The sequence below is a fragment of the Streptomyces sp. NL15-2K genome, from assembly GCF_030551255.1.
In the GTDB taxonomy this organism is placed as follows: Bacteria; Actinomycetota; Actinomycetes; order Streptomycetales; family Streptomycetaceae; genus Streptomyces.
In genome coordinates, this window is record NZ_CP130630.1 from 11,562,159 (window position 1) to 11,575,618 (window position 13,460).

At 67.6% G+C, this 13,460-nt stretch carries 11 protein-coding genes; 7 read left to right on the forward strand and 4 right to left on the reverse strand.

What is annotated here, in order from left to right; all coding sequences use genetic code 11:
• Positions 1-11: 11 nt before the first annotated feature.
• Entirely contained in the window at positions 12-1,304 is a 1,293-nt protein-coding gene (locus tag Q4V64_RS50525; protein ID WP_124444952.1) for a helix-turn-helix transcriptional regulator, read from the reverse strand.
• A gap of 510 nt (positions 1,305-1,814) precedes the next feature.
• Positions 1,815-2,414 carry a TetR/AcrR family transcriptional regulator gene (locus Q4V64_RS50530; RefSeq protein ID WP_303715006.1) on the reverse strand — a complete coding sequence of 200 codons (600 nt, stop codon included), beginning with the start codon at positions 2,412-2,414 and terminating at the stop codon, positions 1,815-1,817.
• A gap of 447 nt (positions 2,415-2,861) precedes the next feature.
• Between Q4V64_RS50530 and Q4V64_RS50535 the strand changes: the two genes are divergently transcribed.
• The 5 genes from Q4V64_RS50535 (at position 2,862) to Q4V64_RS50555 (ending at position 9,267) form a co-directional block, all read left to right on the forward strand.
• A complete protein-coding gene (locus tag Q4V64_RS50535; RefSeq protein ID WP_303715008.1) occupies positions 2,862-3,731 on the forward strand; it encodes an ABC transporter substrate-binding protein in 870 nt (289 codons plus the stop codon).
• Positions 3,732-4,012: 281 nt separating this feature from the next.
• Complete coding sequence (locus Q4V64_RS50540; RefSeq protein ID WP_172629559.1) at positions 4,013-5,545, forward strand: bifunctional 3-(3-hydroxy-phenyl)propionate/3-hydroxycinnamic acid hydroxylase; 1,533 nt, start codon at positions 4,013-4,015, stop codon at positions 5,543-5,545.
• A gap of 48 nt (positions 5,546-5,593) precedes the next feature.
• Entirely contained in the window at positions 5,594-6,532 is a 939-nt protein-coding gene (locus tag Q4V64_RS50545) for a VOC family protein (RefSeq protein WP_124444956.1), read from the forward strand.
• A gap of 282 nt (positions 6,533-6,814) precedes the next feature.
• Positions 6,815-7,768, forward strand: a complete 954-nt coding sequence (locus tag Q4V64_RS50550) for a fumarylacetoacetate hydrolase family protein (protein WP_124444957.1) — start codon at positions 6,815-6,817, stop codon at positions 7,766-7,768.
• A gap of 272 nt (positions 7,769-8,040) precedes the next feature.
• The gene (locus tag Q4V64_RS50555; protein ID WP_124444958.1) at positions 8,041-9,267 is read left to right on the forward strand and encodes an MFS transporter; all 1,227 of its coding nucleotides are present in this window, start codon (positions 8,041-8,043) and stop codon (positions 9,265-9,267) included.
• Between the two features lie 145 nt (positions 9,268-9,412).
• Here the strand turns inward: Q4V64_RS50555 and Q4V64_RS50560 are convergent, their stop codons facing one another.
• Together Q4V64_RS50560 and Q4V64_RS50565 are read right to left on the reverse strand one after the other, a co-directional pair.
• Positions 9,413-10,138 carry a TetR/AcrR family transcriptional regulator gene (locus Q4V64_RS50560; protein ID WP_124444959.1) on the reverse strand — a complete coding sequence of 242 codons (726 nt, stop codon included), beginning with the start codon at positions 10,136-10,138 and terminating at the stop codon, positions 9,413-9,415.
• Positions 10,139-10,436: 298 nt separating this feature from the next.
• On the reverse strand, positions 10,437-11,660 hold the full coding sequence (locus Q4V64_RS50565; RefSeq protein ID WP_124444960.1) for an acetyl-CoA C-acetyltransferase: 1,224 nt from the start codon (positions 11,658-11,660) through the stop codon (positions 10,437-10,439).
• A gap of 262 nt (positions 11,661-11,922) precedes the next feature.
• On the opposite strand from Q4V64_RS50565, the gene Q4V64_RS50570 reads away from it, so the two are divergent.
• Both Q4V64_RS50570 and Q4V64_RS55865 read left to right on the forward strand, forming a co-directional pair.
• Complete coding sequence (locus Q4V64_RS50570; RefSeq protein WP_124444961.1) at positions 11,923-12,792, forward strand: ABC transporter substrate-binding protein; 870 nt, start codon at positions 11,923-11,925, stop codon at positions 12,790-12,792.
• Positions 12,789-13,391, forward strand: coding sequence for a hotdog fold thioesterase (locus Q4V64_RS55865; RefSeq protein WP_253267443.1), 603 nt, complete (start codon positions 12,789-12,791; stop codon positions 13,389-13,391). Before Q4V64_RS50570 ends, Q4V64_RS55865 begins: the two co-directional genes overlap by 4 nt.
• Positions 13,392-13,460 lie beyond the last annotated feature (69 nt).

Genomic DNA, 13,460 nt, shown 5'->3' on the forward strand with positions numbered 1-13,460 from the left:
TGATGTCTCCCTCAGGAAGTGGACAAGCGAGATAAGGTGCCGAGTCGCGGCGCCAGACGACGTACCGAAGGCTGATCCGAATGGCGAGCCAGGACCCGGGCGAGGCGCCGCAGATCGGTCGTGACGGTCGCTGAACGCACTGCCGCCGCACCGTCGAGCAGGGGGGTAACCAGCGCGCACGCGTGGTCGATCTCTCCGGCCGATGCGTAGGCGAGCGCACGGCGCACGCCGTACCGCACTTGCGTACGCACCGCGCTCTCGCCGACCAGGGCGAGTTGCCGATCGAGCTCGGCGCTCGCTTCCCGTGGTCGACCGAGATCGACCAGGCACCATCCGGTGACCATGCCGACCGGGTCGGGAAGATGCATGGTGCCGATCACCGGTTCGTCGGAGCCGCAGTCCTGGCGGGCGAGGAGGGTACGGGCACGGTCAAGGGCACTCAGGCAGGCACGTTGATCGCCCGCGAGTGCGTGCCCCTGCGCTTCACGTTGCGCGGCCAGCCCACGGATCCGCGGCGGCAGCGAGCCGCCCTGCGCACGACGGGCCAGAGCCACCGTCTGCTCGGCGTCATCCCGGTACAGCGTGACAAGGGCCCTACGGACCAGTGCGTAGCCCGCCAGCGCCTGGTCACCGCCGGCTGCTGCCAGATCGACCGCGCGCTGCGTCCACCACAGTGCCGCACGTTCGTCCCCGGTTTCCTGCACCAGCCAGCCGACATACTCGGCGTAACGGGAACCAAGCGCCAGCAGCTGCTCGCGAGTGCTGTTGTCGGATTGCGCGGACAGTTCCCGCAGAGTGTGCGTCTGGGCGATCAGGACGGGCAGGAGCAGGCCAGGCTCCAGAGTCTGGCCGAGTCGTCGGTACTGCGTGAACAGAGAGCGGGAGGCTTCCAGCATGCCGGCCCCCGTGGCCAGGGAAGCCGGGCCTGATCCGTCCGGCCGCCAGGTCATCAACGACGCGACGCCGGTGCTCATCACCTCGCGCCGGCCCATGGGCTGGAATCGGTTCGGGCCGTCCGGCGACAACTGCATGATCCAGTCCTCCTCGTCGACTTGGCCCGACGCTGCTTCCGCAGGGTTGTCACCGGCGGCCTGGGGGGCCAGGGCTATCAGTGCTCCGTCAGCACCGAGGGCGGCGTCACACAACCGAACGAGGTCACGGCTGGGAGCCTTGATACCTCGTTCGACTTTGCTCAACTGCGCTTTGCTGTAGTGCACTTCGTCGGACAGGCCCGTGAGGCTCAACCCGACTTCCAGACGTCGCCTTCTCAGTTCCTCACCGAACTCGGTGGACGGCCGTGGCACGGGAACCTCCCAAGCCCGTCCGTTGGGTCGGGGCGGTGCTGCACGTAAGAGTGCGGCACCCCTTCCCGGAGGGACAAGGCGATCGATGCTGTTTCCCGTTTCCTTCTCCGATTGAGGGGCGCAGCATGCGAGGGTGGCTGGAACTCGTGCTGGTCACAGAGCCGACCAGCTCAAGGCCCGTTGGCGCGACGCCGAATTCAGAGGCATCCTGCGCCAGATGGCCCGATCCCACCGGTGCGGCACGGTCAGAAGCGCAGCCTGGGAAGCAGCCACGAGCACACCGCCAGTTGAGCTCGTCGCCTGGGAGTACGGTGCGGGCTATATACGTCCCACAGATCGATGTTCCGATCGTGTTCCACCACGAGGACGGGTGCGGCGACTCTCCTCTCCCGCCTCCAGAGTCTGCGTCGGCGCCCCGGTGACCCGCCCATGTGCGGAGACCTCAGATCAGCCGGGAGCACACAAGGACCGACAGCGCGGTGCGGCGGGGGGGGGGGGCGTGCGGAGAACTCAGGTCCTTCCGTCCTGGACTGAATGGGCTGTCAGATCTCGGATCCCCAAGTCAACGAGTTGTTCGGCGAGGGCGTCGTTGAGCGGGCTGACGCCGAAGAGGAGATGGAAGTAGACCGGTGCGTAGAACAACTGGGCTGCCGCGCTCGGGTCCAGGTCCGGGCGGAAGACGCCTTCGTCGATACCCTGACGCATCAGTTTCTCCACGGCCGCGGCGCGCTCCTGCCAGAAGCGCTCGCGGAAGTTGGCCATCGTCTCGGGGTCGTACTGCCCCTCGGCGATGATCTGGGCGACGAGTTTGCCCTGCGGGCCGGCGTAGTGAGTGATCAGCGACTTGAGGTGTGCCAGGAGGGCGTCGCGCACTGGTACCCCTTCGGGGATGCGGGTGTGCGCCAGGTGGTTCTCCATGAAGGCGTCGATGACGACGGCGGCCTTGCTGGGCCACCACCGGTAGATCGTCGCCTTGCTGACCTTGGCCCGCTTGGCGATCGCCTCCATGGTCAGCTTCTGCACCGTGATGGCACGCCGTCCGTCACGAACGAGAAGGTCCATGGTCGCGTCGAGGATCGCGCGACGGCTCGATTCGCTTCGTACAGCCACAGTAGAAATTTACCTCGGGTGCGACCGCAATCCCCATGCCGACGCGATGGCATGCTCGTACCAAGAAATAGATACGAAACGTATCGAATAGCTTGACGCCCGTCAAGAGGCACGATCGGTCCTCAGCTGCTCCCGGAGGCACCGAATGTCCTGGTTCGAGCGAACCATGCGGACGCGGCCCTCCGTGGTCTTCGAGTATCTCGCGCTCCCCTGCTTTTTCGGCTCATCGCAGCTCATGTCGCCAGAGGGGAGGTTCTGTGGCTGGCGTCACTCCGTCGGAGCGCGACGCCGTGAGCGATGCGCCGTAAGTCCAGTTCGTGCGGTTTTTCTGGACGTCGCGACTGGACCTTCGTTCAGCAAGGGGGTGGGATGAAGTGCATGAGATGCGAAACGTATCGTTTCGAATGTAGTGTTGTTGCGTTGCCTTTCGCAGGAAGGAGGGCACCGATGACGGTGTGCCTTCGACAGGCGGTGTTCGTTCCGCCTTCTGTCTGTGTCGTAGCTGACGAGCTGGGGATCTACGCCGATATGGGTGTGGACGTCGAGACGGTGCTCGTCGAGTCGTCGACGGATCAGAGAGACCGGTTGCTGAGCGGGAACGTCGACGTCGGCGTCACAGCCATGGACAACCTCTTGGTCTGGAACGCCGACGGCGGGGATCTTCGGATCGTGGCCCAGGTGGAGTCGACAACGCCTCTTGAGCTGGTTGCCCGGCCCTCGGTGACCGGGGTGCAGGGACTGCGGGGTGCGGTGCTGGGCGTCGATGCCGTGAACAACGGGTTCGCTGTGGTGTTGCGTTATCTGCTCACTCGGCGTGGTCTGTCGGCCGCCGACTACACGTTGCTGCCGGTGGGTGGGGTGCGTGAGCGGTGGGAGGCGCTGCGCGCGGGGTCGATCGATGCGACGTTGCTCGGACCGCCCCTGGATGAGCAGGCGACGGGGGAGGGCTTCGTGTCGCTGGCCTCCGTGCAGGCGGAGGTGCCGGACTTTCCCGGGCAGGGTGTCGTAGCCGGCCCAGGGGTGTTGAAGGCGCACGGCGACGGGCTTCTGCGGTATTTGGCGGCGTTGGAAGCCGCACGGCAGTGGCTCTGCGATGCCTCGCACGGGCAAGTGATGGACCTGATGGCGAAGGGTGGTCACGGGCCGGCTTCGGCGCGGGCGGCGTTGCGGACGCGTCCGGAGTCGTTGGTTCCCGCGCGTGCGGGTCTGGAGCGGATCCTGTCGATGCGCGACGGGCTCGGCCTGCTGCCGCAGCCCGTACCGGGCGCCGGGGATCTGTACGCCGACGGGCCTCTTGGCGTGGAGTTGCGGCCGTGACATCGGCCCGCACTGCCCACCCCCGACGTCTGCTGCCCCGCACAGCACACGAGCCCGCGCAGATGGGAAGGCCGGGCGGTGACGCGGGTTTCGTCACAGAGTTCTGCGGACTCGCCACACACCACTCACATGCGCGATCGGCGCGCCGCTCGCGCCGGGGTGGACTCCGGGCCGTCAGGAGCGCACAGCCGGGGCGGCCGGAAGGTTCGGCACAGGCCGGCGGAGTGCCCAAGTAAGAGCGGTACTTCCATCAAGTACCAGAGAGAATCAGGGGAAATTTGGTGTCCCAAGACTGCGAAGTCCTGGTCGTCGGCGGTGGCCCCATCGGGGTGAAGATGCTGGCCGAGTTGGGCCATGCCGGCGTGCAGGCCGTGGGTATCGAGATGTGGCCCGAGATGTGGAAGCAGGCCCGGGCCGTGCACTTCGATGCCGAGGCGATGCGCTCCTTCCAGCCCATCGGTCTTGCGTCTCAGGTGTCCGCTGTGACAAGTCCGATGCGCCATTACCGGATGGAGAACGAAGCCGGGGACACCCTCTTGTCCTTCTCTACCGGACAGTGGGGGCCGCAGGCGTGGCACGGCGAGAACCTGTTCCATCAGCCAGAGATCGACGCGCTGTTGCGCGCCGAGGTCGACCGGCTCCCTGGTGTGGAGCTCCGCCTCGGGACGACGCTCCTGGAGCTCGAGGAGGACGAGGAAGGCGTCCACTGCCATGTCCGGACGACCGAGGGAGCGCGGCAGACGATCACTGCGCGCTGGGTGGTCGCCTGCGACGGTGCCAACTCCACGGTCAGGGAGGCGCTCGGCATCCCTGTCGAGAACCTCGGCGTCGACGACCCGTGGCTCGTGGCCGATGGACACCTGCACGGGACCGCGGACATCGAGGGCGACATGGTGCTTCTGGGCCGGCACACGAGGCCCGCGCTCTGGCTCAGGCTGCCCGGCGACCGTGCGCGCATCGAGCTCAAAGTACTGCCGGGCGACGATCCGGACGAGATCATCACGCCCGAGGGAATTGCCCGGCTCAGCAAGGGCCTTCTCACAGCTGAGAACTTCACCCCGGATCGTCGCTCGATCTATACCTTCCGCGCCCGCGTTGCGGAGCGGTGGCGGGTTGGCAACGTGTTCCTCGCGGGCGATGCCGCCCACCAGGCGCCGCCCCTGTTCGGTCAGGGTTTGTGCGCCGGTATGCGGGACGTGACCAATTTGGTGTGGAAACTGCGGCTCGTCTCCAGCGGCAGGGCACCCGAGTCGCTGCTCGACACCTACGAGTCCGAGCGTCGGCCCCACGCTTGGTACTGGGTCGACGAGGCGGCGACGATGGCGAACCTCGTGCAGACCACCGACGCTCATGTCGCTGCCCAGCGGGATGCTCATTTTCTCGCCGAGCCCGAGAAGGGCTTCCCTGCAGACCCAGCCCTGGGGCCTGGGTTGCACACGGGAGACGTCGACGTGCACGCCGGGCGCCTCTCGATTCAGCCGCTGCTGCACGACGGGACACGTCTCGACGACATAGTGGGGAATCGCTTCCTGGTCGCCGCTGAGCCCGAACTGCTGGCCGGGCTTCCCGCCTCCCTCCGTGCAGCCCTGGAGGACGAGCCCGAAATCACTGTGCTCACCTCGACGGAGCAGATCGGTGAGCTGCTCCATTCCGTGATGTCCCCGGCCGTCGTGGTCCGTCCCGACCGCTACGTGGCCGGGACTGCGCAGACGGCCCAAAGCCTCGAAGAACTGCTCCGCATGCTGCCTCTGGGACTCGAGCGGGAGGCCCACCGCGACATGACTCGGACCGAGGAGACGGCGGCCTTGAGCTGATCGTCGCAACCCCGTAATCACCCATCATCGTCACTAATGGAGTTCGTCATGCCTGATCGACCGATCACTCATCTGCGGCACGTGGACATCGCGGTGCAGGACTACGAGAAGCAGGTCGCTTTCTACGAGGAAAAGTGGGGGCTGACCAAGGTCGGCACAGACGGTGACGTCACGTACTTCGCCGCTGAGGGCTCGCCGGAGCAGTATGTGATCCGTGTCCGCCGCTCCCAGGACAAGCGTCTGGACCTGGTGGCCTACGGCGCGGCCGACCGTGCGACGGTGGACGCTCTGGCCACGCGACTGGCCAGGGACGGCGTGAAACTGGTGGGAGGGCCGGACACGCTGCAGACGCCGGGCGGCGGCTACGGCTTCCGGTTCTTCGACGTCGAGGGGCGCACCATCGAGATCTCCACCGAGGTCGCCGCCCGCACCCACCGCAAGGTCGAGGAGCGCGAGGACATTCCCGTGCGGTTGTCGCATGTGGTCCTCAACTCGCCTGAACCGGAGCGACTGCAGGCCTTCTACGAGAAGTACCTGGACTTCCGGCTCACCGACACCAATGTGCATCCGAAGCTGGGCGGGATCATGTGGTTCATGCGGTGCAACCCGCAGCACCACAGCATGGCGATCGCCCGGTGTCCGCATGTCTCGCTGCACCACGCGTCGTTCGAGATGCGCGGGCTGGACGAGTACATGCGCGGCAGCGGCCGTCTCATGCGCGACGGAGTCCACAAGGTGTGGGGCCCGGGCCGGCACCGCGCGGGGGACAACACGTTCACGTATTTCCACGACCCCAACGGCAACACCATGGAGTACACCACGGAGCTGGAGACGCTGGACGAGGACACCTGGCATCCCCACCTCTACAGCACCGAGGACCCGGAGACCTCGGACCAGTGGGGAACCTCCAACCCCATGAACGACTTCGTGTCCAGGGAGATGTTCAACGACCCCGACCGCGGACTGTTCATCGCACCCCCCGTATGAGACGAGGGGGGCTGCCCATGCGTCGGCAGCCCGCCCCGCCATGACAAGTCGCCGGCCTTCTACGGCCGGTGACTCTGGACGGGATCCCCTCGCATGCCTGGTGAGTCGGGCTGACGCACGGGATCCCGCACATGAGTACACAAGACAAGATCGAGCTCCCGGTCAGCCGCTCGCTCAAGCCAGCCTTCTGAGCGACGCCGTGGGCCCGGGGCCCGCGGATGACGCCGAGCAGATTCCCACCCGGCTGGTCCGCCCGCCATCACCAGAAATTTGAGGACACCCATGAGCAGTACGCCCTTCTCCCTGGGAACGTTCGCCGAAGCGTCCGGCAGTCCGTTCCCCGGCATCGTCCTGGATGACAAGGTGTACGACACCCGGGCCGTTCTGCCCGAGGCCGCCACCACCCGAGACCTGCTCGCTGACTGGGAGGCGGCCTTGGATGCGCTGCAGGGTCTCGCCGACGCGCCCGTAGGCCCCGGGCTGCCGCTCGGCGACCTGCGAGTGCTGGCCCCGGTCCAGCTGCCGGGGCAGATCATCGCTGCCGGAGCCAACTATCGCGAGCACGTCATCCAGATCACGGTGGCGCACCGCCTGGGGAAGGCGGACGCCACCGAGGAGGAGCTGCGCGAGCAGGCTGCCCGGGAGATCGACGAGCGCCGGGCGAACGGTGAGCCGTATGTCTGGATCGGCGTTCCGTCAGCCATCAGCGGCCCTTACGACGACATCGTCCTGCCCTCCATAGGTGAGAACCACGACTGGGAACTCGAGCTGGGCGTGATCATCGGTCGCGAGGCGCGAGAGGTGAGCCCTGCGGAGGCACTGGATTACGTCGCGGGCTACACCATCTGCAACGACCTCACCACGCGCAGTCTGGTGCCCCGCCCGGAGATCCCCATGATGGGCACGGACTGGATGCGGTCGAAGAACCAGCCCGGGTTCTACCCCACGGGACCGTACGTCGTCCCGGCGCGGTTCGTGGCCGACCCGCACGATCTCGACATCACGCTGCGGCTCAACGGCAAGGTCATGCAGAAGGGCAACACGGGTGACATGGTCTTCGACATCCCCGCCCTCATCTCCTACGTCTCCCACCGGTTGGCCCTGCAGCCGGGCGACATGCTCATCACCGGCTCGCCGGAGGGCAATGGTTCCCACTACGGGCGGTTCCTGCGCGCCGGAGACGTGATGGAGAGTGAAATCTCCGGCCTCGGGTCGCAGCGCAACGTCTGCAGGTAGGTACGTTCGTTTCGTCCCTACGGAACCATCACCTGGTTGTGGGGACCGTAGGGACGGCCCTGCCTACGGAGGCCCGTCGCCGGACACCCCGGTGAGGAGGCGGACCGTAGCGATTGCCGTGGGTGCCGCCGCGGTTGTCTGTCGACCGCGGCGGCACCCACGGACCATCTGATTCGGCCGGCGTCGTCCGAAGACCTGCTTCCCCCTTCGCGCCGGAACGGTGGCATGCCGGCCGCCGGGACTGCCCCACGGTCTCAACTCCAAGGAGAATCATGTCTGTCGGTGTCAAGGCCGACTCGCTTCAACAGCACACGTCGCACAAGACGAGAGGGGTCACCGGGCTCCTGGCCACGGCCACGGGGCTGTGCGTGGCCAATCTCTACTACGGGCAACCGCTGCTCGACGCCATCGCGCGCGGGCTGCATACGTCCTCGTCCACGGCCGCACTCCTCATCACGCTGACGCAGGCAGGCTACGCGGTAGGACTGCTCCTTCTGCTGCCACTGGGTGACCTCGTCGATCGAGCGAAGTTCGTGCCGTTGATGTCGCTGACCACGGCGATCGCCCTGGCGGTGATGGCGATCGCTCCTTCCGCCCCGCTCTTTCTGGCTGCCGCCGCCGTCGCCGGAGCAGGCGCCTCGAGCGCGCAGGTGCTGGTCCCGTTCGCCACCGAACTTGCGCCGGCGCATCATCGCGGCCGGGTCGTCGGCACGATGGCGATGGGACTGCTGCTCGGCTCTGTGCTGGCCCGCACCGTGGCCGGTTACCTTGCCGATCTCGCCGGCTGGCGCACGGTCTACGGCGCTGCCGCTGTGGCCATGGGGGTGCTCGCCCTGGTCCTGCGGCTACGGATGCCGGTGGTGACGTCCTCCACGCGGATCGGCTACGGGGCGCTGCTGGCCTCCACGTTCCGAATCATCAGGCGGGAGCCGGTGCTTCGCGTGCGGATGGCGCTCGGTGGTCTCAGCTTCGCCGGGTTCTCGGTGCTGTGGACCGCCCTGACCATGCTGCTGAGCGGATCGCCTTACCACTACTCCATGGGAACCATCGGATTGTTCGGGCTGCTTGGAGTCGTAGGCAGTCTGGTGGCCCGACCGGTCGGATCACTCACCGACCGGGGGCGTGGAGGCCTGCTGACCACCCTCAGTTGCCTACTGCTCGCCCTGTCCTGGGTGGTCCTGTTCTTCGGAAACCACCACATCGCGCGGGTCATCATCGGAGCCGCGCTGTTCACCCTGGCAGTGCAAGGACTCCAGGTCGCCAACCAGAGCCGCATCTACCAGTTGGACAGCGGTGCGCTGAGCCGTGTCAACTCGGCCTACATGACGGCATACTTCATCGGCGGAGCCGTCGGCTCCGGGCTAACGGGCGCCGTATACGGGACGGGAGCCTGGACCGGGGTGTGTGTGCTCGGTCTGACCCTCAGCGTGTTGACAGTGCTGGCTTGGGCGTTCGGCAGCCGCGCCGACCGGCGGCGTCCTGCGCCGGCGCACACCTGAGAGGCTCCCGTCGGAGGTCAGAAGCGCTCGCCGCCCGTATGTCGCGTCTCTGGCCTCCATCCGGTGAGCGAAACGCACCGAACGCGTAGTGTCTGCCTGTCGAGGTGCCGGTCTCGGCCGGGCGCGGCACCGGCCGGCGCGGCACTCACGACTTCTCGGCGACCGTCGCTTCAGCGAGTGCGGAGATGATTCGGCTCACCTGCTTCGCGTAGTGGTCGATGAACTCCGGTGAGGCGGGGTCCTGCTGGGTGAGTTCGCGGGCGAGCCATGGGAAGGCCACCGGAGCGATCGAGGCGGCGAAGAAGACGAGGGCCACGGCTCCGACGTCGAGATCACTGCGGAATTCACCACGCGTCTGTCGATCACGCATGTCCTCGACGCTCTTGAACAACTCGGCGACCCGCGCGTCCTCGGCGGGCGGGCGCATGCCGGGGTCCTGGCGGGTCAGCATGTGCACCCACGCCGGGTTCTCATATGCCCGGTGCACGTAGCCTCGTGCGGCCTCCGCGAAGCTGCGAGTCCGAGTGACCTGGATGGACTCCTCGAGCCGCCGCTCACTCAGTGCCTCGTACAACCCCCGCTTGCCTCCGAAGTGGTAGGTGATCAGCTGGTGGCTGACACCGGCCGCCTCGGCGATACGGACGACCCGGGCCCCGTCGAATCCGCGGGCGCCGAACTCGGCGTCGGCCGCCGCGAGGATGGCGCGTCGGGTACCTGCGGGATCGCGTTGGCGGTCCTGATCCCTGGGGCGCCTCCGGCACTGTCGCTTCCCGGAAGATGTTGCGGGCTTCGCTGAACTCGTCTCCTGCGCGGTCTCAGGGGCGACTCCGTCGGCCGTCTCGTCGGCCGGGCCGAATACCCTGTCCTCCACTCGATTCACCTCCTCGTAGCTGCCGCGGTCATGGGAGTGGCCTTGCCGACGCAGCAGCCGCGGACTGCACGCGGATCACGCTTCAATCGACTTTCGGAGCCCACTCGGCTGCCCCGGGGAGCCAGGAGCCGCCCGAAATCCGGGAGGGACTGGGCCGGTCGGTCCGTCCCCCAGGCGCTCCCTTGCGAACTCCACGCGGGTCGCCAGGGCGGGTACGCCAAGCTGCGCCCGTTTGCCGCGGGCGTCTGCCCGAGGCCTTCCAGCTGGTAGGCGACCCCAGGTCGCCGCGAGGGGGTATTCAGCTCAGGCGTTCGAGCACCATGGCCATGCCCTGCCCGCCTCCGACGCACATGGTCTCCACGCCCCACTGCGCGTCGCGCGTACGCAGACCGTTGATCAACGTGGTCATGATGCGGGCGCCGGTCGCACCGAACGGATGCCCCAGCGCGATGGCCCCACCGTGCACGTTGAGCCTTTCCAGCGGGATGCGGAGTTCGCGCTGAGAGGCGATGACCTGAACGGCGAACGCCTCGTTCATCTCGAACAGGTCGATGTCCCCGATCGGCAGGCCGGCGTGCGCGAGGGCCCGTCGTGTGGCCTCGACCGGTCCCAGGCCCATGATCTCCGGGGACAGGCCGGACACGCCGGTGGCCACGATCCTGGCCAGGGGAGTGATGCCGAGCTCTCGCGCCCTGACGTCGCTCATGATGACCACGGCGGCGGCTCCGTCGTTCAGCGGGCAGGAGTTTCCTGCGGTGACCGAGCCGCCTGGCCGGAAGGCCGGCTGGAGACCTTCCAGAGCCTCGTACGTGGTGCCGGGGCGCGGGCTGTCGTCGGTCGCGATCACCGTGCCGTCGGGCCTTCGGACAGGGGTGATCTCCCGGGCGTGGAACCCGGACTCGGCGGCCTTGGCGTACAGCTGCTGGCTGCGCAGGGCGTAGTGATCCTGCTCCTGGCGGCTGATCTTGGAAAGGCCCGCGACGTTCTCCGCGGTCTGCCCCATGCCGATGTAGACGTCGGGCAGCAGGCCGTCGCAGCGGGGATCGGTCCACAGGCCGTTGGTTCGCGCGTCCTCCGCGGTACGGTCCCTGGCCTGCTCGAATGCCGGGTTCAAGACGTCGTCGGCATCCGCTCCGGTGGGTCCGAAGTGCCGGTAGCGGGAGACGCACTCGACACCCGCGCTGACGAAGACGTGGCCTTCTCCTGCCTTGATGGCGTGGAAGGCCATCCGGGCGGTCTGCAAGGAGGACGAGCAGAAACGGTTGACCGTGGTGCCGGGCACCTCGTCCAGCCCCAGCTGTACGGCCACCCGCCGGGCGATGTTGGCACCGTGCTCGCCGCTCGGCTCGGCGCAGCCGAGATGCAGGTCATCGATCTGTGTGGGGTCCAGTCCGGGTAGCTGGTCGAGGGCCGCGCGGACCGCCGTCACCGCGAGGTCGTCGGGGCGGACATCCTTCAGGGAACCCTTGAAAGCGCGCCCGATGGGCGTGCGGGCGGCAGCGACTACGACGGCTTCAGGCATGTCATGCGCCTCTCAGGATGGCGAACGGTTCGTGGGGCGGGGCGTCTCGAAGGCGGCTCTCCACTGAGGAAGATACTGTACGGACCGTTTCGTATGGCGGTACCGGTGTCTTCTTTTCACTAGGTCAAGCAGGCTGGTGTCTGCCGCTGTCAGCGCGTGTTCCTCCGTGCCGCACGCACGAAAAGATTACCGGTTGCGATCCTAGACGTTCCGTTTCGATTGACCTACTGTGAGGCCACCTCGTGCAGAGAGGAGCACTCCAATGACGGCGTGCTTTCGACAGGCGGTGTTCGTTCCGCCACCCGTGTGTGTCGTTGCCCACGAGCTGGGTTTCTTCGCCCACGTCGGCCTTGAGGTCGAGACCGTGCTGATCGAGTCGTCGACGGACCAGCGTGACCGACTCCTGACCGACGACGTCGATGCGGGCGTCACGGCCATCGACAACCTGATCGTGTGGAACTCCGGCGGAGGCGACCTGCGAGTCGTCGCCCAGATCGAGTCGACGACGCCGCTCCGCCTGGTCGCGCAGCCCTCGGTGAGGGGGCTGGAAGACCTGCGGGGCGCAACGCTCGGCGTCGATGCGCCGGACAACGGCTTCGCCGTCCTGCTCCGTCATCTCCTCGGTCAACATGGCCTCCCGCCCGGCGCGTACGAGTTCGAGCCGGTGGGCGGAGTGCGCGAGCGCTTCGAAGCCCTGCGCTCACGGTCGATCGACGCGGCGTGGCTGGGGCCGCCGCTGGACGAGCTGGCGCAACAGGAGGGGTTCGTCTCGCTGCTCGCGGTCGAGGACGAGGTGCCGGACTTCCCTGGGCAGGGTGTCGTGGCCGGCCCCACGACGCGGCAGGCGGGGCGGGAAAATCTCTCGCTCTACCTCACGGCCCTCGACACGGCGCGGAAGTGGCTGCACGCCACTGAGGACGAACAGATCCTGGACGTGCTGACGAGAGGCGGCTACGGACCGGCCTCGGCGCGGGCCGCGCTGCGCACCCGCCCCGTTTCACTGGCTCCTGCTCGTGCCGGTCTGGAATGTGTCCTGACGATGCGCGACAAGCTCGGCATGATGCCCGACCGGGCGCCTGGTGCCGATGACCTGTACGACGGCCGCCCGCTCGGTCTGGAGCTGCGTCCATGACGCCCGACCCGTTCACTCCCGACGGCCGTCGCGATGACACGGAGCTTGTCATGGACGGGCAGGTGGCGAAGAGCGTGCGTCATCTGCTCAGCGAGGACCGTACCTGCGAACTCCTGGGGATACACGTCGAGTCGGCGGCCGACGGTCGGGCGCGCGCACGGATGCGGGTCCGGCCGGACATGGTCAACGGGCACGCGATCGTGCACGGCGGGCTCGTATTCGCTTTGGCCGACACCACCTTCGCCTGCGCCGTCAACAGCTACGGCCCGCCGGTCGTCACGGCGAGCGCGGACATCACCTTCCGGCGCCCAGGCCACCTCGGTGACGAACTGATCGCCGAAGCGGTGACCCGCTCCTGGCAGGACCGCACAGTGATCTGTGAGGTCACGGTGCGCCGCGGTGACGAGGTCATCGTCGAGTTCAGCGGGCGGGGGGCGCAGATCGTCCTGGCGGACGGGGTGCCGTCGGCGGGGGGCAATCCGGTCCCGGGCAGCCTGTCCGGACGAGCCGGCCATGAGGAGCACCGCGCCCGTCCGGTGGGCGCGGACACCGAGGCGCTGGACGGATCTGCCGTGCCAGGGCACGTGACGGGCCGCTAGGGCCGCGGACGCCGAGCGCCCAGGTCGTCCGGCGGACGCGCGGGTGCAGAGATCAAACGGTACTTCCAA